This is a genomic window from Mesorhizobium sp. M1312 (assembly GCF_040318115.1).
Lineage (GTDB): Bacteria > Pseudomonadota > Alphaproteobacteria > Rhizobiales > Rhizobiaceae > Mesorhizobium.
Genome location: NZ_JAMYLQ010000008.1, coordinates 48,916 through 72,926, shown reverse-complemented (window position 1 = coordinate 72,926; position 24,011 = coordinate 48,916). Strand labels below are relative to the sequence as shown.

26 protein-coding genes are annotated in these 24,011 nt (G+C 59.6%); 16 read left to right on the top strand and 10 right to left on the bottom strand.

Annotation, left to right across the window (positions count from 1 at the left end; all coding sequences use genetic code 11):
- Positions 1–41: 41 nt before the first annotated feature.
- Entirely contained in the window at positions 42–644 is a 603-nt protein-coding gene (locus NKH36_RS12115) for a hypothetical protein (protein ID WP_352960442.1), read from the bottom strand.
- A 118-nt stretch (positions 645–762) separates the two neighbouring features.
- On the opposite strand from NKH36_RS12115, the gene NKH36_RS12110 reads away from it, so the two are divergent.
- Positions 763–1,290, top strand: coding sequence for a helix-turn-helix domain-containing protein (locus NKH36_RS12110; protein WP_352960440.1), 528 nt, complete (start codon positions 763–765; stop codon positions 1,288–1,290).
- Positions 1,291–1,345: 55 nt separating this feature from the next.
- Here the strand turns inward: NKH36_RS12110 and NKH36_RS12105 are convergent, their stop codons facing one another.
- Genes NKH36_RS12105 through NKH36_RS12090 form a run of 4 tightly spaced genes read right to left on the bottom strand, consistent with a single transcriptional unit; the run spans position 1,346 to position 4,530 of the window.
- Positions 1,346–2,662 carry a sensor histidine kinase gene (locus tag NKH36_RS12105; RefSeq protein WP_352962202.1) on the bottom strand — a complete coding sequence of 439 codons (1,317 nt, stop codon included), beginning with the start codon at positions 2,660–2,662 and terminating at the stop codon, positions 1,346–1,348.
- Positions 2,659–3,213, bottom strand: a complete 555-nt coding sequence (locus tag NKH36_RS12100) for a putative pterin-binding protein (protein WP_352960436.1) — start codon at positions 3,211–3,213, stop codon at positions 2,659–2,661. Before NKH36_RS12100 ends, NKH36_RS12105 begins: the two co-directional genes overlap by 4 nt.
- Positions 3,194–3,895 carry an FkbM family methyltransferase gene (locus NKH36_RS12095; RefSeq protein WP_352960532.1) on the bottom strand — a complete coding sequence of 234 codons (702 nt, stop codon included), beginning with the start codon at positions 3,893–3,895 and terminating at the stop codon, positions 3,194–3,196. The genes NKH36_RS12100 and NKH36_RS12095 overlap by 20 nt, the downstream gene beginning before the upstream one ends.
- Positions 3,896–3,900: 5 nt before the next feature.
- Complete coding sequence (locus tag NKH36_RS12090) at positions 3,901–4,530, bottom strand: response regulator (protein ID WP_352960434.1); 630 nt, start codon at positions 4,528–4,530, stop codon at positions 3,901–3,903.
- Between the two features lie 313 nt (positions 4,531–4,843).
- Here NKH36_RS12090 and NKH36_RS12085 point away from each other — a divergent pair, with 313 nt between their 5' ends.
- Entirely contained in the window at positions 4,844–5,017 is a 174-nt protein-coding gene (locus tag NKH36_RS12085; RefSeq protein WP_352960432.1) for a hypothetical protein, read from the top strand.
- On the opposite strand, the gene NKH36_RS12080 is transcribed toward NKH36_RS12085, so the two are convergent.
- The 3 genes from NKH36_RS12080 to NKH36_RS12070 are packed head-to-tail and all read right to left on the bottom strand — an operon-like array spanning position 5,014 to position 6,322.
- On the bottom strand, positions 5,014–5,178 hold the full coding sequence (locus NKH36_RS12080; RefSeq protein ID WP_352960430.1) for a hypothetical protein: 165 nt from the start codon (positions 5,176–5,178) through the stop codon (positions 5,014–5,016). The two genes, NKH36_RS12085 and NKH36_RS12080, sit on opposite strands and share 4 nt — an antisense overlap.
- Entirely contained in the window at positions 5,175–5,723 is a 549-nt protein-coding gene (locus tag NKH36_RS12075; RefSeq protein WP_352960428.1) for a thermonuclease family protein, read from the bottom strand. The genes NKH36_RS12080 and NKH36_RS12075 overlap by 4 nt, the downstream gene beginning before the upstream one ends.
- The gene (locus NKH36_RS12070; RefSeq protein WP_352960426.1) at positions 5,720–6,322 is read right to left on the bottom strand and encodes a hypothetical protein; all 603 of its coding nucleotides are present in this window, start codon (positions 6,320–6,322) and stop codon (positions 5,720–5,722) included. The genes NKH36_RS12075 and NKH36_RS12070 overlap by 4 nt, the downstream gene beginning before the upstream one ends.
- Positions 6,323–6,495: 173 nt before the next feature.
- On the opposite strand from NKH36_RS12070, the gene NKH36_RS12065 reads away from it, so the two are divergent.
- The 12 genes from NKH36_RS12065 (at position 6,496) to NKH36_RS12010 (ending at position 19,424) form a co-directional block, all read left to right on the top strand.
- Positions 6,496–7,062: a lytic transglycosylase domain-containing protein gene (locus NKH36_RS12065; protein ID WP_352960424.1), complete on the top strand. Its 567-nt coding sequence runs from the start codon at positions 6,496–6,498 to the stop codon at positions 7,060–7,062.
- A gap of 12 nt (positions 7,063–7,074) precedes the next feature.
- Positions 7,075–7,389 (top strand): TrbC/VirB2 family type IV secretion system protein, encoded by a 315-nt coding sequence (locus NKH36_RS12060; RefSeq protein WP_352960422.1) that lies wholly within the window; start codon positions 7,075–7,077, stop codon positions 7,387–7,389.
- Between the two features lie 3 nt (positions 7,390–7,392).
- Positions 7,393–7,686, top strand: coding sequence for a VirB3 family type IV secretion system protein (locus tag NKH36_RS12055; protein WP_352960420.1), 294 nt, complete (start codon positions 7,393–7,395; stop codon positions 7,684–7,686).
- Positions 7,683–10,085, top strand: a complete 2,403-nt coding sequence (locus NKH36_RS12050; RefSeq protein ID WP_352960418.1) for a VirB4 family type IV secretion/conjugal transfer ATPase — start codon at positions 7,683–7,685, stop codon at positions 10,083–10,085. The genes NKH36_RS12055 and NKH36_RS12050 overlap by 4 nt, the downstream gene beginning before the upstream one ends.
- Positions 10,069–11,226, top strand: a complete 1,158-nt coding sequence (locus tag NKH36_RS12045) for a transglycosylase SLT domain-containing protein (RefSeq protein ID WP_352960416.1) — start codon at positions 10,069–10,071, stop codon at positions 11,224–11,226. The genes NKH36_RS12050 and NKH36_RS12045 overlap by 17 nt, the downstream gene beginning before the upstream one ends.
- Before the next feature lie 9 nt (positions 11,227–11,235).
- Positions 11,236–11,970 (top strand): type IV secretion system protein, encoded by a 735-nt coding sequence (locus tag NKH36_RS12040; protein ID WP_352960414.1) that lies wholly within the window; start codon positions 11,236–11,238, stop codon positions 11,968–11,970.
- Positions 11,971–12,152: 182 nt separating this feature from the next.
- The gene (locus NKH36_RS12035) at positions 12,153–13,196 is read left to right on the top strand and encodes a TrbL/VirB6 family protein (RefSeq protein ID WP_352960412.1); all 1,044 of its coding nucleotides are present in this window, start codon (positions 12,153–12,155) and stop codon (positions 13,194–13,196) included.
- A 72-nt stretch (positions 13,197–13,268) separates the two neighbouring features.
- Positions 13,269–13,982: a VirB8 family type IV secretion system protein gene (locus NKH36_RS12030; protein WP_352960410.1), complete on the top strand. Its 714-nt coding sequence runs from the start codon at positions 13,269–13,271 to the stop codon at positions 13,980–13,982.
- A complete protein-coding gene (locus NKH36_RS12025; protein ID WP_352960408.1) occupies positions 13,979–14,776 on the top strand; it encodes a TrbG/VirB9 family P-type conjugative transfer protein in 798 nt (265 codons plus the stop codon). Before NKH36_RS12030 ends, NKH36_RS12025 begins: the two co-directional genes overlap by 4 nt.
- Positions 14,776–16,239 (top strand): type IV secretion system protein VirB10, encoded by a 1,464-nt coding sequence (virB10, locus tag NKH36_RS12020; protein WP_352960406.1) that lies wholly within the window; start codon positions 14,776–14,778, stop codon positions 16,237–16,239. The genes NKH36_RS12025 and virB10 overlap by 1 nt, the downstream gene beginning before the upstream one ends.
- Entirely contained in the window at positions 16,236–17,261 is a 1,026-nt protein-coding gene (gene virB11, locus NKH36_RS12015; protein WP_352960404.1) for a P-type DNA transfer ATPase VirB11, read from the top strand. Before virB10 ends, virB11 begins: the two co-directional genes overlap by 4 nt.
- A gap of 12 nt (positions 17,262–17,273) precedes the next feature.
- Positions 17,274–19,424, top strand: a complete 2,151-nt coding sequence (locus tag NKH36_RS12010) for a type IV secretory system conjugative DNA transfer family protein (protein ID WP_352960402.1) — start codon at positions 17,274–17,276, stop codon at positions 19,422–19,424.
- 267 nt (positions 19,425–19,691) lie between these two features.
- Here the strand turns inward: NKH36_RS12010 and NKH36_RS12000 are convergent, their stop codons facing one another.
- Together NKH36_RS12000 and NKH36_RS11995 are read right to left on the bottom strand one after the other, a co-directional pair.
- Entirely contained in the window at positions 19,692–21,926 is a 2,235-nt protein-coding gene (locus NKH36_RS12000; protein WP_352960401.1) for a relaxase/mobilization nuclease domain-containing protein, read from the bottom strand.
- Positions 21,923–22,330: a hypothetical protein gene (locus NKH36_RS11995; protein ID WP_352960399.1), complete on the bottom strand. Its 408-nt coding sequence runs from the start codon at positions 22,328–22,330 to the stop codon at positions 21,923–21,925. Before NKH36_RS11995 ends, NKH36_RS12000 begins: the two co-directional genes overlap by 4 nt.
- A 449-nt stretch (positions 22,331–22,779) precedes the next feature.
- Between NKH36_RS11995 and NKH36_RS11990 the strand changes: the two genes are divergently transcribed.
- The gene (locus tag NKH36_RS11990; protein ID WP_352960397.1) at positions 22,780–23,505 is read left to right on the top strand and encodes a nucleotide-binding protein; all 726 of its coding nucleotides are present in this window, start codon (positions 22,780–22,782) and stop codon (positions 23,503–23,505) included.
- Positions 23,502–23,909, top strand: a complete 408-nt coding sequence (locus NKH36_RS11985; RefSeq protein ID WP_352960395.1) for a hypothetical protein — start codon at positions 23,502–23,504, stop codon at positions 23,907–23,909. Before NKH36_RS11990 ends, NKH36_RS11985 begins: the two co-directional genes overlap by 4 nt.
- Positions 23,910–24,011: the final 102 nt, after the last annotated feature.

Below are 24,011 nucleotides of genomic sequence, written 5' to 3'. Positions count from 1 at the left end.
AATTGTGACCTCATATGCCTCGTCCTGCGTGATCGTTTGGCTTATGGCATGTTGAGATTGAACCAGCTTTTCTGGCGCACGCCGTTCGCGTCGTTATACTCGATGAACCAAGGCTTTCCGCGCATGGGCCGAGCGATGGTGTAATAGGTAGGGCCATTACCAAGGGAATGCCCTCGATCGTTCCCCACGGTCTGGATTGTTGCCGCAACCACCTTACCGTCGATTTCGATTTGGACCTGACGTGATCCGTCTCCATGATGCCCGCCGAGGGCGTTGTTTTTGAAAACGACGGGCAAGGAGAGCCTGTCGGACGCGATGCGGCAGATGTTCCGTTCTTGACCTATGCCCGGCCGATCGGATTCGTAGCTACCAACTGCTTGCCAGCCAGACGGACAATCCTCATACTTCTCAAATCTGGCCGCGCTGGAGTTGGCTTGCGGACAGGTCGGCCAGTTAAAACCCGGGGCTTCCATCGCCGCAATCAACTTGTAAATTGGTGGGTGGCACGAGGGGGTACCTTGCCAGTCGCCGGACAGACATAGGAGGACCTGACAGCCCCATTCCGACGCTTTTGATTGGGATGGAAGAGCTGCGGCGCCGGCGATGGCGACGGCACCCACCAAAAGGAATTTGAGTATGGTCATAGCCTTTTCCTCGCTACGGATTTTGATAGTTTACTATGGATGATCCGCGCGAAAAAGGACAGATCGAAAAGGCAGGTTTGTGCGCCTACACCGATTTATGAAACGAGACGATGCGGGCGTGGTCAACAACCCGTTGCGCGCTAACATCGCTCTGATGCTTGAGCGGGAGAGAGCTAAACGTGGCCTATCCCATATGCACATGGCCGAGCTCTTTCGGACCGCCGAAGGCGAGAAACTCGCCTACCGAACCTATATTCAGACTGTGCGTCAGAAAAATAATGTCACATTGACGACGCTGCAGATCATGGCAAACGGCTTGCAAGTGTCTTTTGCAGGACTGCTCGCCGGCGGTAAGAAAGTTCCGGAATGGGCGCATCGGTTGGACGGCAATGCGATCCGCAAGCGGCTGGCGCACATCATCGATTTTGAGCGACAACGACGTACTTTGCACCGCTATGAGATGGCCGAACTCATCGGCGTGGCGGAGGCGACATTCACGAAACTGGAACGCGCGAGCGGCGACATCAGCGTGGACACGATTGCCGCGATCGCCAAGGCGTTGAAACTTGATCCAACGACCTTCCTCTTTTCCGAAAAGATCCCGCCAACAACTGACCCACCTGTTTCCGATCAGCCGGAGAGGTAGCCTTCCATTCGAGAGCCGATCCAGCGTCATTACCCTTCTAGCGGAGAACTGACACCTAGCCGCCCCACGAGTGTTCCTTCGTTCGCCCGTACTTGCGAAACGATTGCCAAAAACTGGCTGCGGCGGAGGCCAGCGGAATTCTGACCACTACGGTTGTACCGACGCCGGGAGCGCTGTTGATGATGAGCTTTCCCCTGAGCGTCGAGACCATCTGCGAACATGCGGTCAGGCCAAGGCCAGTATGGTTCCCGGCTCGCGTTGAAAAAAAAGGGTTGGTCGCTTTTGCAGCGATCGCGGGCGGCATGCCTGAGCCCTTGTCGGCCACTTCAAGCACTAGATAGGTGCGCGGGAGGAAGGGGTGTCGCTTGACTGTCGCGGAGACAAGAACTCGGGCGTCTTTGACGCCCGACGAAGCTGCCAGAGCGTTTTCGATCAGCTCGTTCACCACCAATCCGAATGGCGCCGAGGGCACGGGGTGCAAATGCGCTTTGGAATCGATCCGGATTTGCACCAAACCGCTGCGCTCTCCCATTATATCTTCTAGCAGTCGGCCGAGCGGCGCAGTGCTGGAATCTTGTGGCGCATATGCGATTTGGAGCACACTATTGGTGATCGATTCCAGTTCCGTTGCGGCGTTGCGCGCCGCCTCAAGCATTTCGCTGCTCGGCTGCCTATTTGGCTGTGAATGCTCAAGGAACAGCCTCAGGGCTGTAACACGCGATCGGGTCGTATGCGCAAAGAGCGACGCGAACGAGCGCATATGCTGGTCGCGGCGGTTGGCTGAGGAATAGCGCTGATGGATAACGAGATAGAAGGTGGCACCTAGGCCAAGCGCGATGGCGAAGATGAACCAGTTGCGTGAGGCGGCAATGTCGATGCTGGCGGTCTGCTGCAAGGTGGCACTGTGATCAACGGTGGAGCTGGAAATCTCGTAAATTGACTGTTCCAGCTTGGCCATGTCGGCAATGGCCTGAGTGTAGTTTTTGCGCGCCGACACAAGGGGTGCGATTTTCTGTTCGAGGGTCTGGCGAACCTCGCCCAGGAGTGCGGCGTCATGATCGGGAAAAAAGCGGTTCAGATAGGGCAGGTTTTCCAACTGCGCGACGTTGACGCTCACCAGCGCCATTTGCCGATCGATGTCGGCATCAAGCTTGCCCGTCTGGTCGGCAATGCGAAGATAGCCATAGACTCGTATAAGGCGCTCGCGAATCTGTGCCGCGCGCCACTGAATCTCGAAGGTCTGGTTGAGGATGGCATCCGTCTCCTGACGGTAACAATTCGATTGGATGAATGTCCACGCACTCAGGCCAAGCGCTGCCGCCATACCGAGATACGGCAGAACGGTAAGCAAACGGCCGTTGAAGAACTTCATCGCGTGGCGCGCAGGATGACTGGGAAAAACACCCAGATCGAGTTTCTTGCGGGAACATATGAGGCGGGCAACTGGTCGAAAGGCCAAACAATGAAGATGGGGCCTTTCTCTACCATGCTGATCGGACGGAAATCCTGGCCCGGCGGGCAAAGCGAGCCGGCCTTGTCGTTCTCGTTGCAACGACGCTCGACCGCCAGGATCGGATTATAAGACCGTATTTCGTCCATGCGAATATCGGAAACGAAATTGTCATAGGCGACAACTTTGACCTCCTGCGCGGCGGTGATTCCAGCCTTGGCAAGCACGTTTGCAAGCAGGGGCCCACGATATTCGATTTTCTCGCTGTCGCTCGTCCAGGGCGTACGCGTGTCATAGGTCTGTTGCGGAAACTCTGCCCGCAGCTGTTTTACCGAAAAAACGGCGATGGTCTTGCCGCTGGCCTCTTGAACCGACACTTCGTTGGGATCGAGCGGGATTTCTTCGGCCGCAACAGCGAGCGGAAGGGCCATTGCAAATATGACGGCGAGAGCATTACGCAACATCTTCCACATCCTCGTATTCGCGGGGTCCATCGTTCTTAGCGAAGAGCACGCAAGGTCCTCGGGAGCCCCGCGGATCGTAGGCAAATCCCTTTTCTGCCAGGGCAAGAGTGATGTTGCGGATGCCGTCAAGGCCATACAGATGGTCGTGCAGCTCAAGAAAGATGCGCTCGACGCCGGGCAGCTCGGCATCACGCAAAAGTTCTTTCTCGGCCCCTTCAATGTCCATGACGAGGGCGTTTATTCGATGATCGGTGATGAAACGATCGACGTCGGCCGAGACGATCGAAAGTTCGCGCTCGTAGGGTCCTTGGTCTTTGTCCGTGGAAGACATCCAAAGGTCGCGGCGAACGTAGAAGGTGAAGGACCGCGGCGGGCCCGCTGTGAGCATACCCTGGGAATATGTGACATTGTCGAGATCGTTGGCCGCTATCACGCGCTTGGCTAGTTCCGCTGTTGCGGGATTTGCTTCAAAAGCCCACACCTGAACGCCGGGGATCTTCGCGATCAGTGCGGTGATGATGCCTATGCCGGAGCCGAGCTCCAGTACGCGATCGCGCGCCTTGACCGCCCTGAAGATCCACTTCGCTTCCTTCGCCTCATAGCTCTGGCTTTGAAGCGCTCGCCAGATTACCGGCGAAACATCCTGCGGTTCAACGGGAACCTTGATTCCATGAACGGTTAGAGAGGCCATCGCGATCATAGCCCATGTGGTAGCGGATGACCTTGCCTCATGAGCTTGGCGCGAGCCTGCTTGTAGTATTTCTCGGCCGAGTTGGCATCAATGGCGAGCCGATCGGCCATGAGCGAAAAGATCTCCTTGCGCTTCACGCCGGGTGCGCGGTGCGCCATCATGTCGATGGCCTCCTGCTCGCGCGGTGTAAGAACTGAAAATCGGTAATCGGGTTTGGTCATGACAACCCGCGAAAGGCGCAAGGCGAACCCCTTGGTGGAAATATCGTCGAGCACGTCGCTGAACACGCCGGGCGCAAGACCGGTCTTGCCGAGATAGGCGGCAGCGCCAATTTGCCGAAAGCCATCTGCTTCGCAACGGTTGTCGGAACCGGTGACGACAATATGAATTGCACTGGGTGAAGCCTCGATGATCTTGTCGACGACTGCGACGCGATCGCCCTGTGAGGTGGGATCAAAGCCGGGCAAGCCAGGATCGATGACGACCAGATCAAAATGATTGTTTTGAAGCTCGGCAGTGGCGATCGTCAGCGTTTCAGCGCCCAGGACGACGCATTTTTCGAAGCTCGCTTGCACTTCGTTCATCAGTGCCAGACGCATTAGTGTCTGGTCTTCGACCACCAGGGCACGAAACATCGGAAGCCAGTTCCTCTAAGCAGGCGCCCCCCACCCCTGTCTCGCAGAATTGGTCGCTTCAAAAAAGGGATGGTGTCATCCCTTTTTTTCCTCATTTCGAGAGGTACCAGTATGTGACCGAAGAACGCCAGGGCGATGACGATGCCTCTTCAACAGGTCTGCAGCAATGGAAAGATGGAAGCGGCTGAAGACGTCGCGAAACTGATTGCGGAACATCGTCAGAGCGTCGCCGAGCTTGAACGTATCGGCAAGCAAGCGATGGAGGCCGAGGGGGAAGGACGCGATCTTGTTGGGTCAGAGACTGGACGCGGTGATGGCGGAGGAGGCCGCGGTGCGACGGCGTGCTGCCATTGCTCCAGTAGCCACTATCGCGGAAATTAAAATGAAGGCTGCTTACTTTCAACGGCTGACGGCTCATGACTGGTGCGAGGTTGATGTCGACGATTTTCGCGCGTTGCTCGGTTCTTTCGCGAAACTGCAGTCCTAGGAGAAGAGCGCTGAAATCCATGAGGCCACGGTATTCCAGGCCGCATAGAGTCCTGCCGGCACCAATATGATCGCGATGAATGCAGCGGCTCCACCAATAGCACCGTCACCGCGTCCTTCCACGGGATAGTAATATCTGTGCGCTTCATCATCTTGCTTCATTGTTGTCTCTCCAACCCTTGGCTCAGCAGCAGTTGCACAGGATGCTGAAACGTCGTGCCCCACAAACCCGCACGTTTCATCTTAGCGTTGATTTCCGCGACGAGGTAGTTCTCATTGACGGCTTTGCCCTTTGCTGTCATTGCGGCAAACGCGTATCCGGTCGCTATGAGCGCGGTGCCAACGTCGATCGTTTCGCCATTCAGCTGCGCACCGCACACGACAAAAACCGCCTTGTCCAGGGCGTAGCCGATTGGCTGGCATGTAACCGCCGCGCTATCGAACAGCGCAGCAAGGTGCGCCAGCGAGGTGTTCCCGCAATCGATTTTGTTACCATTTGGCTCTTCAGCTGACGTGCCTCGAAGACATGACTGGACGCCATAGAGGCGGAAAAGGTGATCTCCGTCACGCCAGGTATCTCCGGTCAGCAGTTGAGCCGATTTCGATACCGCCAAGGGCGTTGGCACGGCAGGCTCGGATGCATACTGGGCCTGGGCCGAAGCGCACAAACCAAATGCGGCCAGCACTGCGAAGCTCGCCTGCTTCATTCCTGGAACTGTCCACCGAGGTCGGCGGAATGCTCGAGATCGGGGCGCAGCGACTTGCCGTCCTTGTTACGTCCGATCGCCGCCATATCGAAAAAAACCATTTCGTCATCGTCGTAGGCGACGTTGTGCGGGTCGTTTGCGTTGCCCGCACCCACGAGAGAGAAACACGACACGGCGTCGGGTTCACCCTTCTTGCTTTGCAGCACAAGCGTTTTGCAAAGCACGACAGATGCACGATCGTTGTAGATTGCCTCTTCATAGTCCTGCGCGGCCTTCGTGCAGTCCCATTGCTGCGTCTTGTACGTAATCTTCGGTTTGGGGCAGGCCTGAAGGCCGCGCAGTCGATACGTCACGCCGTTGATGACGCGCTCGGTCGCCGACGGCACCTTGACCGGCGAGATGAGGGGCACCGCACCGCGCTGAAAGAGCGCGCCTTTTGCATCGTAGCGCTCGTAGACGAACACCTTCTCGCCCGGCTTCGCGAACTGGAGCAGGTATTGCTCTGACGGCTGCGCGAAGGCGCTCGGGGCGTCGGCGCCGGCAGCATGAGCCAAGGTGCCCTGGAGCAGCAAGACCGTGCAAAGGGCCGTCTGTTTCATCGAAATCCGTCCTTGCATCGATATCGTGTTGACACTTTACTAGGGCTGCGTGTAGCCATAGTAAAGTGTTAAATTTTGGCGACACTATGAACACTCGATTCGCTCTCCTGCTAACCCTGTGTGGCGCCACGATCCCGTTCAATGCGCTCGGCCAGGACATGGCATCAGATCGCGTGGCAGTCGCCTTTGCAACGCCGGCGCAAGCCTTCGCCGCGGTTGGGGCGCAAACGCCGGGAGCGTGTAAGACCGTAAATCGTGCTGAGGTCTCCCAACTTGTGCGTTCAATCGCACAAGAGGAAGGGTTCGACGCCGATCTGGCCGAGGCAATTGCATGGGCCGAAAGCGATCTCGGCGCCAGTCAGGGTCCCTCGAAGGCCGGAGCCTTGGGAATCATGCAGCTAATGCGGGGCACGGCGGCCGATCTAGGGGTGAGCGACCGTTGCGATACACAGGCAAATGTCCGGGCTGGCCTTCGCTATCTGAAGTCACTTTATGACGAATTCCAAGATCCGCTGCTGATGCTGGCGGCATACAACGCCGGTCCCAACAGCGTCTACAAGGCGCAGGGTATTCCGGTGAATCCGGAGACGGCGGAATACATCGTGAAAATACTGAACCGCTGGAAGTTCGGCGGTGTGGTGAAGAAGTCCGCCCTGACCAAATCCGAGACGCTCGCGGCCGCTCCGCCAGCAAGCGAGGACGCTTGGCAGGATGGTCATGTCATGGATTTCGGCAACTGAAAGGAGCCAAGGGTGGAATACGGGAAAGCGGGCAAATTTGCCCTGAAACTAGCTTTGGCCTCGGCGGTCGGAATAGCTCTCGCGCCAGCCACTGCGTATGCGCAGTCGGCGGCACCAGTCGAAAATGTGCTGGAGTGGTTCGTCGGCGTTCTGCAGGGCAACATAGCGCGCTCATTCGCCATCATCGCGGTGTGTTTTCTCGGCTTCCTAGCCATGACGGGCCGGCTGGCGTGGATGATGGCTTTTTCCATCATCATCGGCATCGCTCTTATCTTCGGCGCTGCCCAGCTGGTGGATGCGGTTCGATCCACTGCAGGAGGCGGCTGACACATGGACGACGAGGAAGTCTATGTCGAGCCGGTCAGCCTGCCGCTGACGCGCCCCCCGATGAAATGGGGGGTGCGCTATGAGGTCTTCGCTCTGAATGGCATCCTGGCGGTGATCTGCTTCATTGCCACGAGCAGTTTCATGCTGGGCCTTGGCGTGTTCGGCGCTGTGCATCTGGTCAGCGCATATCTGTGCCAGCGCGACCCCTACATCTTTCATATTTTCGAGCGGCGCGTCTCTAAGCGCGGAGCGGTGGCGAACCTTACCTTCTGGGGGGCGAGGAGCTATTCGCCATGAGCCTCGATGCCGACCTGAAATTTGGTCGCGAGCGCCGGCGTGAAAAGCCCGCGGCGATGCACATCCCCTACCTTCGCCATGTCGATGACAATCTGATCGTGACGAAGAGCGGCTTTCTCGTCGGCGTCATCCAGCTCAGTGGCCTGCCGTTCCAGACGATGGACCAGGCCGAGTTGAACAGCCGCATGTTCAACCGCAACACGACGTTCCGCAATCTCTCGACCTCTCGCTTTGCGGTCTACACGACGATCATCCGCCGCCACGTGACGCCGGAGATCGAAGGCGCCTTTGACAATCCTTTCGTGGCCGAGCTCGACGCCCGCTACATGGATGAGCTTGGGGCGAAAAACCTTTTCGTCAACGAGGCGTATCTGGCGGTCATACGCCGACCGATGGTCGGCCGCGTCGGCTGGGTGGACAAGGCGCTCAATGCGTTCCGCATCAGTACCGCGGGGGAAGAAACCCGCGAAGAGGCGATGGCCGAACTGCGTGACGTTCTCGACGGCGTCGTCAAGGATTTCACGGCTTATGGTGCGCGTCTTCTCGGCGTCGTAAAGCGCCGCGACAGCTTCTTTTCCGAGCCGGCGGAATTTTTGGCGAAGATCCTCGCCGGCGGCCTCGACCTGGAAATGCCTTTGCCGCGCATGAGCCTTGGCGATGTGCTGGCGACACGACAGCTGTTTTTCGGCAAATCCGCGCTGGAACTTCGCGGGCCGGACGAAGGCAAGCTCGGCGCCATGGTGTCGATCAAGGAATACCCACCGTTCACCGCTCCGGGCTCATTGGACGGTCTCTTGCGCCTGCCACATGAGTTTGTCCTGACGCAGAGTTTCGCGATCGAAGACCGTGTAACCGCGATGCGCAGGATCAACACGATCGCGAACCAGGTTGAGGGCTCAGACGAGGCGGGCACGACGGTCGAGGAGTCCGTCCACGACGGCGCCGACAAGCTGGCCGGCGGCGAAGTCGTCTTCGGACAACATCACATGAGCGTCATGGCCTTGGCACCGGACATGACTGGGCTCAACCGTGCGCTATCCGACATCACGGCCGAGCTTTCGCGCATGTCGATCGTGCCGGTTCGCGAGACGCTCAACACGGAACTGGCCTTCTGGGCGCAATTGCCGGGAAATTTCAGCTACATCGCGCGACGTGCGTTGATCTCGTCGCTTAACTTCGCCGGTCTTTTCTCAGGACACAATTTCCCGTCCGGCCGACGCGAGAGGCTGCACTGGAAACGCCCTATCGCTTTGCTCGAAACGACCAGCCAGACGGCCTATTATTTCAATTTCCACGTTCACGATGTCGGGCACTTCACGGTGTTCGGCCCGACTGGCTCGGGCAAGACCGTGGTGCTGTCATTCCTGATGGCGCAGGCCATGCGCATCACGCCGCGGCCGCGATGTGTATATTTCGACTACATGCGCGGCGCTGAAATTTTCGTTCGGGCGCTCGGCGGTCGCTACGAGGTGATGGAACCTTCTCAGCCAACCGGGTTCGCGCCATTGCAGCTTGATGACACGGCAGAAAACCGTTCTTTCCTTGAAGATTTGCTCATCTACATTCTGACGCCGGAAGGCGGCACGCTGGACGTGGCGGAGATGCGCGTCATCAACGCCGCCGTCGACATGATCTACAAGATTCCGCGCGAACAGCGGACCTTTGACCTGCTGCCTGAAGTGCTGCGGGGCTCGCTCATGCCTGGCATGAATGATCTGGCCGCTCGGATACAACCCTGGCTCGACCCGAAGGACAAGGGCTGGCTTTTCAACAATCCCGTCGATCTGGTTGATTTCTCGAAACCCGTTGTCGGGTTCGACATGACGAAGATCCTGGGCGACCGAAAGCTGCGCTCGGCGGCGTTGCTCTACATCTTCCATCGTCTTGAGGACGTCATCGATGGCTCGCCGATCATGCTCTTCCTCGATGAAGGTTGGAAGCTGCTGGACGACGAGGTTTTCGCCGCCTTCATCAATGAGACCCTGAAGACCATTCGTCGCCGCAATGGCGTGGTTGGCTTTGGCACGCAGACAGCCGAAGACGTCGTCAGTTCCTCCATCTCGTCGTCACTGATCGAGCAAACGAAGACCAACATTTTCTTCCCCAACCCGAAGGCGAGCAAGGAATCCTACATGGAGCGCTTCTCGCTGACGGCGAAGGAATTCGAGTTCGTGCGTCGAACCGCGAAGGAAACACGCACCTTTCTCGTCAAGCACGACAGCGACTCGATCGTAGCCAAGCTCGATTTGTCGGCGATGCCCGATCTCATCAAGGTCTTGTCCTCAAACGAAGCCAACAGCAAGGAATGCGCACGGCTCCGGGAGACCTTCGGCGGCGAGCCGGAGATGTGGCTGCCGTACTTCTGCGGATGGGAGAACGAGCATGACGAAGCGGCTTAGCAGCGCTTGTCTGGCCGTGGCTCTCGCGACGGCGGAAAGCATGAGCGTGGCTGCCGCTCAGATCGCGGTCATCGACGGGCCGAACCTCGACAAGCGGCGAGAGGACGAGCAGCACAGCACGAAGTCGGATGGGGCCAAGAGGGACGAAATCGACTGGAAGAAAAGCGTCGTCTGCACCTATTCGAACAAATACCGCTCACAGATGTTTCGCCGATCGCCGGCCGACGCGTTGCAGCGCGACGCCGGCAACGTAAAGCTAATCCGCTACTATGCGCAAAAGTACGGTGTGCCCGAAGGCCTGGCGCTTTCCGTTGCCTATCAGGAATCGCGCTTCGACACATGCGCCGGGAGCCACACCGGCGTCAAAGGCGTCATGCAGCTGACCAAGGGCACCGGCAAGTCCATGGGATTGGACCGCGACGTGAACGAGCAGAATGTCGAAGGCGGCGTCAAATATCTCGGGATGGGCGTGAAGCAATGCGGGGCGACGAATTACAGCTGTCTCGCCTCCTTCTACAACGGATCGAACGCAGGCGAGCAAAGAGAGTGGGCCGGCGGCGTCGGCCGTTGGAACAGCTACTTCAACGACTATGTGTCGAGCGGCAAGGCTCCGGCCGCCGCGCCGCCACCGTTCTCGATCGTAACGGCCGACGGCGCGGGCGGCACGGCCCAGGACACGGCCATGGGCACGGTCAGGAAGGCGGCGGGCGGGCTTGATGCAAGCTCATCGCAGATCGGCGCCAACAATGCGGCGATCGACGCCCTGGCGGGCAATGTTGGCCAGGTGACCGAATACAAGGACGCTTGGGAGCTGAACTCGTCGGCTCGTGGGATCAACGCCGATGTCACCAACCAGTACCTCGCCCAGGCGGGTGACTTCACGGCGTTGCTGGCCCAACTTCTATCGTTGCAGAACGTTCAGGCATCGCAGTCGGCCAAACTGGTGCAACAGCCGAAGAGCGGCTCTCCAAACCCGTTCTCTTGTGATCCCGCCGAACTGGAACGGTTGAAGATCGATCGCGGCCGGTGGTCACCATGTGCACTTGAGAACGCCGGGGCAAGCTCAGCCGACAGCCGCTCGATGATCATCACCACCGACCCTGCTGGTGCTGCCAGCGTGATCGATTCGTTACAGCAATAGGAGGCTGACATGAAGAAATTCGCGATTGCGGCCAGTCTGGCGCTTTGGGCAAGCACGGCCCACGCACAGATTGCCGTCATTGATGGCGCCAATCTCGATGTCGCCCGCAAGAATGCGGACAACACCAACTCCATCATGGACTCCAACAAGGATATCCTGAAAAAGAGCGAGGAGATCCTGCAGGCTCTCAGCGGCAGTCGTGACGGTTCGCTCGGCATCGGGCAAATGGGCCTTGGCGGCAACATGTCGATCGCCCAGGCTCCGTCGTTCGGATCGATCCTGAACGGCGGGACTCTTTCGTTTGGTGGCCTGTCGCCCGAAATCCAGAAAATCGCCGGCGCGGTCATCAACGGGCTGCAGCTGGTCAAGCAGCTCCAGCAGATTGCCGGCAAGGAGACGAGCGCCGTCAACACGGCCTATGGCGGCAGCGTCAATGTGGCCTCGCTGCTAAGCGCATTGACCTCGCAGGCTTCCCAGGGAGTTACCCAGCGCCAACAGTCTCTGCAGTCAGCGAGCGGCCAGATCGGGCAGTCGCAGGACGTAAAGGGTTCGGTGGACCAGAACACACGAATGCAGCTGGAAAACGCGCGTGCGGTCAACGAACTGATCGGCGTCCAGAACGGTGCGGTCGCGGCCTTGAATGAGAAGCTGAAGGGAGATCTTCTTCGCCAGAGCCAGGTGCAGAAGATGATGACGCCGCGCAACGTCAATCCGTTCGCGGACTTTGGCAAGAGCGGAGGTTAGCACTTGTCGAGGCGTGTGGTCCGCATATGCCTTGTGGTTGGGCTCAGCGCAGGGCTTTTCGGTTGCGCAAAACGTGAACTGAAAGCGCCGTGCGGGCCTTTGGCGTATGCCCACGCCGACGACTGCGGCGCGCTGAAGCCGGTCAATTCAACGCCTTTCGCCAGCATCATTGACGAGGATCCATGAACGGTCTCGCCGCAAGCATCCTCGGTGGCATTGACAACATCGGCGAGGACTTCGTTCGCACCGTCTATATGCAGTTGGGCAATGCGATGGGCAACGTCTTTACCCTGATGCTGACCCTTTATATCATATGGTGGGGCTATTCGATCCTGAGCGGACGAGAGTCGATTTCGCCAATCGAAGCGGCCTATCGCCTCGGCCGCGCCGTCATCATCTATCTGCTGCTGACCGGATGGGGCACATTTTCCGCGACGATCTATCAGCTCGTGCAAAGCATTCCAGACGAGGTCGGTAAGGTGATCGTCGGCGCCGTGTCGCGGGCCACCGGCAATCAGCTTAGCGACCAAGCGGCAATTCCAGCGCTGATCGACAATCTCTACCAAGGAGCGCAGGACGTCGCCAATCAGGTCTACAGCGGATCTTTCTATGACATTTTTGGTGCGCTCTTGTCGCTGCTCGTTCTGCTGTCTGCCATCATCTTCGCAGCGCTTGCCATTGCTGCGATCATCGCCGCCAAAGTGATGTTGTTCATCACGCTGGCCCTGGCGCCGATATGGATCGTTCTTTGGCTTTACCGATGGTCCTCGCGCATGAGCGAAGGCTTCCTTTCGCTGACCACCTTTCTGATGATCCAGCAAGTCCTGATCTACGGCTTTCTCGGTTTCTACTTCTCGCTCGTCAATGCGGCGCTGAACACCGCTACGTCCGGCGGAGCGACCATGGATAGCAAAATGTCGCTGGTGTTGCCGCTGGTGCTGGTGACGATCATTGGGATCTACGTTCTCATACAGATACCCTCGATTGCTTCGATCCTGAATGGCGGCGGGTATCTCAGCACTGTGGGCGCATACAACCCTTATAGGAACTTCGGCAGAAACGCTGTGCGCTACTCCGGCGCGCGATGGGCCGCGGGCCGTGCCGCTCGCGGCGCCCGGCAGCTCGCGGCAAACAGTTTTCGATCTTCGCGAGCAGCCAGGGCGGATGCCGCAACCCGGTCCGCCATCCAGCAAGGTGCGCGCGATAACTCCAGGCCTCTGGCCTAGGACACAAGAACGATCACCGATCGCGGCGTGGATCAGAATGCGTCGCGCAAACGAGGCAATAGTAACGTGGCAATGCCAGTGGAAACAGCTGCTGACCGTAGCAGCGAACTCGTCGACAAGCGCTATTATAGGGCGGGCGCGACCTGGGAAGACGACACGCACAGGTCAATGCGTCGATCGCGTACATTGGCCTGGATCGTCAGCGGCGTTTCCGGACTGGTTGCGGTGCTGTCGCTGCTGGCGCTCGTGCTGATACTGCCGCTCCGGCAGTTCGAACCATATGTTGTCGAGGTCGACAAATCGACGGGCTACCTCGAGATCATGCGCGCGCTGAAGCCTGGAGATTTGTCCCAGAACGAGGCCGTCACGGCCGCCAATCTGGTACGCTACATCAGGGCCCGCGAAACCTACGATTCGCGTGAACTGAAACAGAATTACGACCTGGCACAGCTCTACTCGACCGACGCCGCGTCCAAGGATTTGACATGGCTTTATACGCCAGCAAACCCACAATCGCTGGACAAGATTTTTGGCCGCAATGTCACTGTCTCGGTTGAGATCAAGTCGGTTTCCCTGCTCAATCGCAACACAGCCTCGGTGCGCTTTGCCACGACGACGCGGCGGGACAATTCGTCCACCGCCGACAATTGGGTGGCGGTCATAAAATTCCGCTACACCTCAACGCCGCTCAAGAACGAATGGCGTTTCGACAACCCGTTGGGATTTCAGGTTACGGATTACCGCCGCGACCAGGAATCGGCGCCGGCCGCGGGGAGCCTGCAATGAGATGGCGCGCGGGCCTCGTCCTATCGGCCGCCCTTCTGCTCGGCGCGATGCACAGCGCGGCCGCACGCGATGGCCGCATCCGATATGTCACCTTCAACAATGACGACGTGACGTCGGTGCGCGCCGCTCTTGGCATTTCCACGATGGTCGAACTCAGTCCGACCGAAGTCATCGAAACCGTGTCGGCTGGCGACACGAAAGGCTGGTCGATCATCCCCAAACGCGGATCGCGGTTTCTGTTCGTCAAGCCGCTGGAGCGCGATGCGTGGACCAACGTCAACGTCGTCACCAACCGGCGCGTCTATTCCCTGCTGCTGCAGGCCACTAACAATAGCCGTGACCGAGCATCCTTCCAGGTCCGGTTCAAATACCCGGACGAAGATATCAACGCGCGCCTGCTCTCACAGGCCAAGGAGAGCGCCGCCGATTCGGATTTGAAGGACCTGAACTATGCCGATCTCAATTACGACTACGCCTACAAGGGCGACGACAGCCTGAAGCCGCGCACCGTATTCGACGACGGCACCAAGGTGTTTCTGGAGTTCAAGGGTGACATTCCGGCGATTTTCGTTGTCGACGACAAGCGCCATGAGTCGCTGGTCAACGTTCGCACGCAGGGCAAATACACAGTCATCGACAAGGTCGCGCGGCAATTCACCTTGCGGGCTGATGGCAAGACGCTCTGCCTCTACAACCGGGCGCGACCCAACGCTATCGATCCGGTCGAGCAAGTCTACGGTCCAACGAAACTGACACGCGGTTCCACCCTGTTCGGATCCAGCGGAGGGCGGTGATGACGCAGATCGACTATAACCAACTGGACGGCAGCCCGACGGTCGCGCGCCGTGGTGCGGGCGTGGGTACCAGGATCGCCCTGGTCGGCCTCGGCGTAGTGCTGGTAGGCGCGCTGATATGGCTTAACTGGCCCCGGGAGCCGGTATCGCGCGAGCTTCGCAGCGATGGCGAGGAAAACTTCAATCCGCCAGAGTTCCGCCCGCCGGCGTTGAACGACCCGCCTCAACCTGCCGACGGCACGATCGACCAGATCGTGGTGCCGCCACCCGCTGACGACCAGAACGGCACGCAACAAGCCGATAATGTCGATCAGACCGTGCAGGAGGGCGCGGACCTTGACGCGCAGCGGCGGGCGCTGGAGGCGCAAATGGCGGCCGAGGAGGCTCGCCGCAAGGCTGAGGCGGAAGAAGCCCGCCGCAAGGCCGCGGCCGAGGACGAGGCTCGCCGCAAGGCTGAGGCCGCGGAGCATGAAAAAGCGGTGTGGGAACGCCTGCGGTCGAACCAGATGGTGACGAATGATCAAACCGGCTCGACAGATGCCGGCGCCCAGGCGGCGCAGGTCGAAATCGCGCCGGACGGTCAGATCATTCCGGTCCCCGGCGCCGACAGTGATCCCAACAAGGCATTCCTGGCGCAGTCTGAGGCAAGTTCTTCCGGCATCGCCAAAGCCAGGGCCTTCCGGCGTACCGACGCGTTGATCCCTGAAGGAACGATCATTCGCGGCTACTTGGAAACCGTGATCAACACCGACCTTCCCGGTGCCGTGCGCGCAGTCGTGCGTGAGGATGTCTTCTCACTCGACGGGAGGCGGACCCTCATTCCAAAGGGCTCGCGGCTGACCGGGGAATACCGCTCAGGGCTCGCGCGCGGTCAAAAGCGTGTATTCATCGTCTGGAACAGGGTCATCCGCTCGGACGGCATTTCCGTCGCTATCAAATCGCCCGGTGCAGACGCGCTCGGCCGCGGTGGCATGGGCGGCCGTGTCGATACGTACTGGGTTGAACGGTACGGCAACGCCATCATGCTTTCGGTCGTTGGCGGCGTCTCTGAATATCTGTCCTCGCTTGGCGATAGCGGCCAGGATGGACAACAGCGCCAAGTGTCGACGATCGATCCCGTAACCGGTGACACCACGATCGTGACTTATGGTGGCAATGGCTCGCAGCGCGATGCCCGCAGCATCGCTTTCGACAAGTCATCGACCGCCTTGCAGCAACTCGCGCAGGAGGCGTTTCGCGACACGCAGAACATTGGTCCGACGGTCTATGTCGACCAGGGCACATCCATTGTCGTGCTGGTGCGGCGAGATCTCGATTTCTCGGATTTGTACGCTGATCCCATTCAGGAAGAAGTTGCACGCCTGAAGGCAGGTGGGCGACCGAAGACGGCGATCGATCCGACGCCTGTCTACACGACGCCAAAGGATCATTTCTATCCCGGCTACGGGAGCCCGGTGAAATGAATGCCGTGCATCCCCTCCCCGACCCTTGGACGAGAGCTCCGGTCCTACGCGCGCATCTGGAACCGATATGGCCATACTTAAACGAAGATGCGGTGTCCGAGATTGCAATTAACAGGCCGGGTGAATTGTTCATCGAACGCCTCGGCGCCAAGGAAATGGAGCACGTCCTCAAGCGCGAGGTCACACCTAGCTGGATTCGCAACATCTCGACGGGCGTCGCCTCGGCGACCAATCAGGTCATCAACGAAGAAAAACCGGTCCTGTCGGCCGCGCTACCCTCGGGTGAGCGCATCCAATGCATTTTGCCGCCCGCGGCTCCCGAGGGCGGGGCGATTTCGATCCGCAAGCAGGTCATCATGGATATGAGCCTTGATGCCTACAACGATCTCGGCGCATTCGAGAACACGGCGATGGGCAGCGGACTGACGCTGTCAGCCGAAGAAAAGCGACTGGTCGAGATGTTGCACGACACCTCGCCGATGGACTTCCTGCAATATGCGGTGCGCAACCGCGTCTCGATCGTCGTTTCGGGTGGTACGTCGACCGGCAAGACGACGTTTCTAAATGCGCTCTTGAAAGAGATCCCGGCTCACGAACGGATCATCACAATTGAAGATACCCGCGAACTGAGGCTGCCGGCTCCCAACAACGTCACCCTGATAGCCTCGAAGGGCGACCAGGGCCTTGCCAAGGTCTCCGCCCAACAGCTGCTCGAAGCCTCCCTGCGCATGCGGCCCGACCGTCTGCTATTGGGCGAGTTGCGCGGCGCTGAAACCTTCGCGTTTCTCCAGGCGATCAACACCGGCCATCCGGGTTCGCTCACCACCGTTCATGCCAATTCCGCCCGGTCCGCCTACGAGCGGCTGGCGCTGATGGTCATGCAGGGCAGTTCGGGCCTCTCACGAAGCGAAATTCTCGACTATCTGCGTGAGGTCATTCCGGTGGTCGTCCAGATGGTCCGTACCGAAGGCGGACGACGCGGCATCAGCGAGATCAAGTTCACCAAGGCGGAGACGATCTAGCGGGGCCCATCCATGCAGAAAGTCGCAACAGCAATTTTCATGGTGCTCATGGCGACGGCCCTGGGTGTCCTGCTCTTTACGGTCGCCTATGCCGCGACTGATTGGTACCGGACCGGCTCCCACGTCCTTTTCGACCAGCTGAACGCCAATCCCTTGCCAGTCGTTCTTCAGGCCTGGGCGGACACGATGGCGAGGGATCTTGGCCGGGTAGAATACGCCGTTCCAGCGGGAGCATTAGGGTTTCTTGCGCCCCTGGTCAGCCTGTTCCTCATGCGCCCGAGAAAGCGCAATGACTCTCGCTTCATGACCGTGAGCGACGTATCCAAAACTGGCCTGACGAAAGTTGGCGGCGTCTTCATCGGTCGAGCCGGCGGCAGGCTTGCCGAAATCCTGTCGCCCGGCCGCGATCAGCGCTCCGGCAAGATCCGCTTAAAGCAGCGCAAGCTGATTGGCGGCAAGAAATTGTGGATTAATGGCGATGATGTCGGCGGCTTCGTCATAGGGCCGCCGCGCTCCGGCAAAGGCACGTCTCTCATCATACCGAACGCCCTCACCTGGCCGCATTCGCTTGTGGTTCTCGACCTGCGAGGCGAGACCTATGCGGCGACCGCCGGCTACCGCTCAACCATGAGCCGCGTAGTGCGGTTCGCGCCGGCTGATCCGGACGGCAATACTGCATGCTATAATCCGATGGACTTCATCTCCCTGGATTCGGCGCAGCGCGACATCGACCTTCGCAACATCGCGGCGGCGCTGTTTCCGCGACCGCCGTCAAATGCAGATCCCTATTGGGTCAACGATGCCCGCCTCCTTTTTACCGGCATTGCGTCCTTCGTCATGGAATCGCCTGCAATCCCAAACGAGAAGAAGACCTTTGCCACAATCCTCGAGATCATGAACGGTGCTGAGCAGCCACTCTTGGAATTTCTCGGTTCACTGCGGGAGGAACGCCGCCGCGAGTGTTCGCATTTCACGCTGCAAACCCTGTTGCCATATTTCGAGATGTCTGAGCGGCAGTTCTCCGGGATCTACGCCGGCGTTCGCACCGGCATGGCCCCCTTTCTCAACGAGCGCCTGATGCGAGCGACGTCGCGCAGCACGTTCGATATTCGCAAGCTCAAGCGTGATCGGATGTCTCTCTATCTCGACGTGCGGCGCGAGCAGATCACGTCGCTCGGGCCGCTGTTCAATGTCCTCATTACGCAGATGATGAACTTCATGTCGGAAAGTCTGCCGCAGCCTGGCGAGCATCCGGTACTTGTGCTGCTCGACGAGTTCCAGAACCTCGGCAAGCTCGAGAACGTGACCGAAATGGCGAGCGTGCTCGGCGGCAACGGCGTTTCGATGTGGTTTTTCGTACAGTCGCTAAAGGCTGTAGACGAAATCTATAGGCAGGAAGGGCGCAAGACCCTTATCAACGCCGCTCGCGTGCAGATCTTTTTCGGCGCGCAGGATGCTGACGATCTGCGCTACGTTTCCGAGCAGCTCGGCGAAACATCGGACGTGCAAAAGGACGTGACGCGCACCAAGGCGACGTTGTTCGACACCTATTACACGCGCTCGGTCCACCGCAAGGAAGTGCGGCGGCCCCTCATGCGGCCGGATGAAATCCGCACCCTCGACAAGAACAAGCTCATCATATTGCCGCGTGGCGAACTGCCGATTCTCGGCACGCGCAATTTCTATTTCGCCGACGGCCAGCTCGCCAAACGCGCGTTCATGCCCCTGCCCGCCTCTATCGAGGTTTCGCGCACGAAAAGCCCTGCATTGGACGCTTCTGCGGTGGTTCCATCTCGTGCGCTGCCGACCATTGTGCCGACAGCACCTGCGTACCGCTCAGGCCTCTTGCAGACGCGGCTGCGGCGCGGCGCGACATTCGCAGCAAAAGCAGGCCGTATGGCTCCGCCGCCGAGCCGGCGCGCAATCGTAAAAGAACGGCTGAAAGCAACAGACGCTCCAGCCGTACCAGCTTATGCCACCATAGATTTTTCCGCTTTGGCGGCCAAAGCGGTGACAACACGCGTAGCGCCCGACAAAGAAGCGGCGGTTGCGGCGATGCTGAACAAGGTGCGATCTCTCCGAGCCCACGCATCCGACACCGAGGCTTTCGATCGAAATTTGAGCGTCATCGAAGATACTTTGCCTGATGTAGTCGACGGATAGGCAAAGGCGTTGGGCTTGCCTTGGTTAGGGATGCAGGCCTGCGTGTCATCCAGGCGGCCGACACCAACGGGATTCGTGGGATGATCGTGCATGCGCCTTGGGGTCATCCTGGGATGCGGCACGTAGCTAGATTTCAAGATCATGCGCGGCAATGAGATCTGCGTGGCTCATGATCCTAAACCTCCGACGCGCCGAGCGGGCATCGGCGACATTGTGGTTCCCTACACTCTCGGCCACTTTAGCCAGAAGGCACGCAGCGATCTTTGCTCAACGCTCATAATCGTTCTCGTTTGAGCGCTGGGTCTTGCGGTCCTGCTCTTCAGCCTGCTGAGCCTTCTGCTTCTTCGCGTCCTTCTGCTTGGCTCTCACCTTCTCCTGCTCGGCGCCTGTGCGGGGCTCCGCCGGCTGGCGGGGATCGTCCCGAGTTGGGAGGTCTCGCCCTCGCGCCTCGCGCTCGGGGATCGGCTCGCCACCGCCACCACCACGACGCTGCTGCTGCCGCTCGAATTGCAGCCGCGCGAGACGGTCGTGCATCTTGTCGTTCACCTCTTCACGATACTGTTCGAACTGTCCTTGGTGCGCCGGCGGCAGCGTCTCGCGCATGTTGTCCAGAGCCTGATTGACGCGGGCCATCTGACGCCGCATTTCCAAGGGGGTTTGCGCCATGTTCAAATCTCCTATCAGTGCATTCAATTCTCTCATACCGGGATGGGACAGGAAAGACTTCTGCCCCGATTGATCAGCTCCGCGATCGGCGGCAGGACCTGGCTGCCCCTCCCCTGTCCGATCGCGACGGAACCGCAGAAAATTGTTGCCGATCGATTCCGCTGCCGTGAGAGCCTGACCGACTATGCCCGCGGTCCGCATCGTCGTCACAGTCTTTTGCCATGCGGCAGCGATTGCATCGCCGTTCACGACAAGCGATTGCCCATCCAAACGGCGTTGCCGCTTGGCCTCCACTCGCTCGATCGTCCTGGCGCTGACCTGGTAACGCGGATCGCTCTGGGCGCGGCTATAGGCTCCGGCATGCTCCTTCGTGAATGGCCGCGTCATCGCATGATCCATGCGCCGCGTCGCCACCATCGCAATGCCGTTCTCGCGTGCCTTTTCCGCAAAGGTCTCGCGCCAGGCTGCGAGATCCGGCTTGTAGAATTTCAGGCGCTCGCCATCGGCTGACCGTGCCTGCACCATCGCGTGGATATGGACGTGCTTGGTGTCCTTGTGATGCGCCAGGACGAACTTGAATCCTGGCGCGCGCTCTTCGAGCACGGCGCGCGCCGCATCCATTACGGCGTTGGCATCGGTGCCGGCCCTTGCCGAGAAAAGCAGGTGATAGGCATTGCGGCGTTCACGCCCCGAAAATTGCGGGCGCCATTGTTCGTAGACCGAAGCCGCCGCCTTGGTCGGATTCTTCACCCCGGGCACAGGCTCGCCATTTGCGTGGCGGACTTGGCTGTGGGTGCGAATGAACTTCTGCATGAAATATTTCGCTTTGGGTTCACGGCTGACGGCCCCCGTTACCTCTGCCTTGGCTACCACCCCCGCCGCGCCCATAGCTTCAGACAACCGCGCCTCGATCTTATCGAGCGCCTTGCTGCGCGAATTATCCCGACCACCGGCAAGGACCCTCGCAATAGGTCCTGCCCGCTCATCGGTGTGCGCGTAAACCTGCACCGTCTGTCCATCCTGCGCATAGATGAACGGTTTTGCACCGAAGGCCTTGTTTAGCGCCTCGCTCAAGGCGGCATCAGTGACCTCGCTGGCGAGCTCGAAACGAACCTCCAGAAAATTGGTATTTTCCAGGGGCGGTTCGAACGTCTCGCAAAACGTCTCCAGGAACGCCTTTCGTGCGCCGCCTGTTGCAAGGACCTGTCCATCCTCGTCGAAAATCTCGATGTCGTGTTTCTCGCCTTTTTCGTCCTCGCGCCTCCCGATGTAATTGAGCAGGCGAGCGGCGGCTTCCTTGGTCGATGGCGGATTGGGCATGACCTTAAACACAGCAGGCTGCGCGCCCGCCGCATAGCCTGCCCGTGCCGCCACGGCCCGCGCCTGATAGCCCGCCCGCGCCGCTCGTCCTGGACTGCTCGGGCGCCCAGCACCACGGCCGCCGCCGCCGCCGGCGCGCCGCTTCCAGTCTTCCTCCTCCTCTTCCGGCCGGAAACCGGCGAGCGTGGCGCCATAGACCATGATCGGCGCGCTAGCGGCCTTGGGCGAGCTCGCAGCCGCGGCGGACTTCCGAGCCCTGCTCCCCATCACTCCTCTCCCGCCCGGGGACGAACGAGGGGCGTTCCTGCCGCCACCTACCGTCGAGCCGACTTGTCCTTGCCCGAGGCGTGCGCCGCCACCGGTCCGCTCATGACTCTTCATCGCTTGGAATTCGCTGGCCGCGCGTCGGGCGCCCGTCAGAGACTTGTCGTCGTCCAGGTCCTCACGCTTCAGGCCGGACTCGCCCCGCAGATAGCGTTCGATTTCGGCCGCGTAGCCAGCAAGACGACCGCTCATGGCCTGCCCTCCCTCGCCTTGCGGGGCTCGACGGTCATCGCTTTCAGTTCCTCGCGGAACTGCCGCACGAGGTCGCCCACTGCGATCAGCGCCTGCTCAAGATCCTCATCACGGGCAACTCGGCCGTCGTTCATGGTGCGCACGGCCTGATTGAAATTGACGCCGACGCGCCGCAGCTGATCGGTCATGTCCACGATCGCCGGCCGCAACGCCTCTGACGCGATAGGCAGATGTCCGACCTCTGCCCGCACGAGACGCCGGACGACCTCGCTAACGGTTACGCCGTCGCGCTTCGCAATGGCTTTGAGGTTGGCCAGCTCGTCAGTCGAAAACCGGATGTGCGTCACCTCGCCGTAGCGTCGTGACACGTTCTTTACCGCTGCTTTCTGGGCGTCTGCATCCATCCTCAAGCCCGCTTGCGGGCGCTAAGGCCTGCCAGGGCCGCGCCGCCTATTATGTGTGTAACACAAAATAGGCTATCCTGCCAATAAGGAGGGATAAAAATTAGGGGCGCGCGTTTTCTCACCGGGGCAGTTGTCAGCGGCAGCAGCGCGGGCGCAATGTCCCCATCGCGATTTGATGTGATGTGTCTATGATGCGTTGACGACTTGTTTCCATGTTAACATGGAAACATCGACCCCTGATGCGCAGCCGGAAAAGCTTAGTCGGAAATGCGCAGTCGGATTAACCCGCTGGACCCCTTCTTCGCTGAAGACAGCAGCTGCGCAAAAACTGCACCTTTAGCGAGCCCTTATCGGTGCGCGGCTGGGTTGCCAAACCAGTCTTCCCCGTTGACTATGTGGCCATGTTTCGACCGTGATATTGTTTCATGTGTCCATGATGACTTGTTTCCATGTTAACATGGAAACAAGGAGACAACGCTGGAAGGAGGCCCCCCATGATCATCTCCGCTGCGATCCCAAAGGGCGGCACTGGCAAATCGACGATGCTGCGCACCCTCGCATCCGTCGCGCTGCATCGGGGCTATTCGGTCACTCTCATCGACGGCGACCGGCGGCAGAATATGAACCGCTGGTTCCAGATGCTGGGCGAAGCTGGCAATCGTCCTGACAGGCTCCAGATGGTGAGCGCGATGACTCCGCAGGAAATCCTCGACGCCGCAGCCATCCACAACGGGGAACGCTCCGTCGTCTTGATCGATACGGAAGGCACGACAAATGACAACCTCATGGCCGGGCTCTTCGCGGCCGACATTGTCGTCGTGCCGGTCTATTTTGCCCTCGACGATGTGACTGCCGCTATCCAGATCACCGACCACTACATTCCGCTGGCGGTCGAGAGCCGGGGTAGACCGCTGCCTGCGATATTCGTGCTGACCAAACAGACCATCATCGATGGCAGGGCGCGAGCCCTGACCGAACTGCGCGCCATCATCCAGGCCAACGGCACGCCCATTGCAGAACACGTCCTGCACAATCGCGTTGCCTACCGGGACCTTCAGACCGGGCAGACCCTTTACAGCCCCGAGGTGCCTGACGCGAAGGCTGTTGCCGAGAGCGAAGGGGTCTTTGACGACCTTCTGCAAACCTTCATCGAAGTCACAAGGAACGCGGCATGAATAAAGAAACCGCGCCGAAATCCGGTGACGACAAGAAGGCCCGCATGATGAAGGCGATCTCCACGCAGCCGCCCGTACTGCCGAGCATGTTCATCCCACCGAAGGTCGAGCCGTCAGGGATCCTGGAGCAAGCTACGCCACAGATGCAGGAACCGACAAAGCCGTCCCCGGCAGTCGGGCCCGATTTCCGCAAGCTGCTGCGGCAGGGTCAGAAAAAGGACCCCATCGCCGGAAAGAAGATACGCGAGGAGGAGATGATCCGCTGCGGGTACTATTTGACGGCCGTGGAGCAGCGGCAGTTCAAGTTGCTGGCGATCAGCAACGGGCACAGCATGACCGAGCTGCTGCGAAAGGCTGTCCAGGATTATATCCGCATACATAAGCACAAACTGCCGAAGGAATAATCGGCGGTTTGGAGTCGCTGTCGCATGCCGTGATTACGGTGATGTTCGTGGCTCTTTTGCGACGCGCAAAAAAAGGGCCCGCGACGGAGTGTTCCGTCGCGG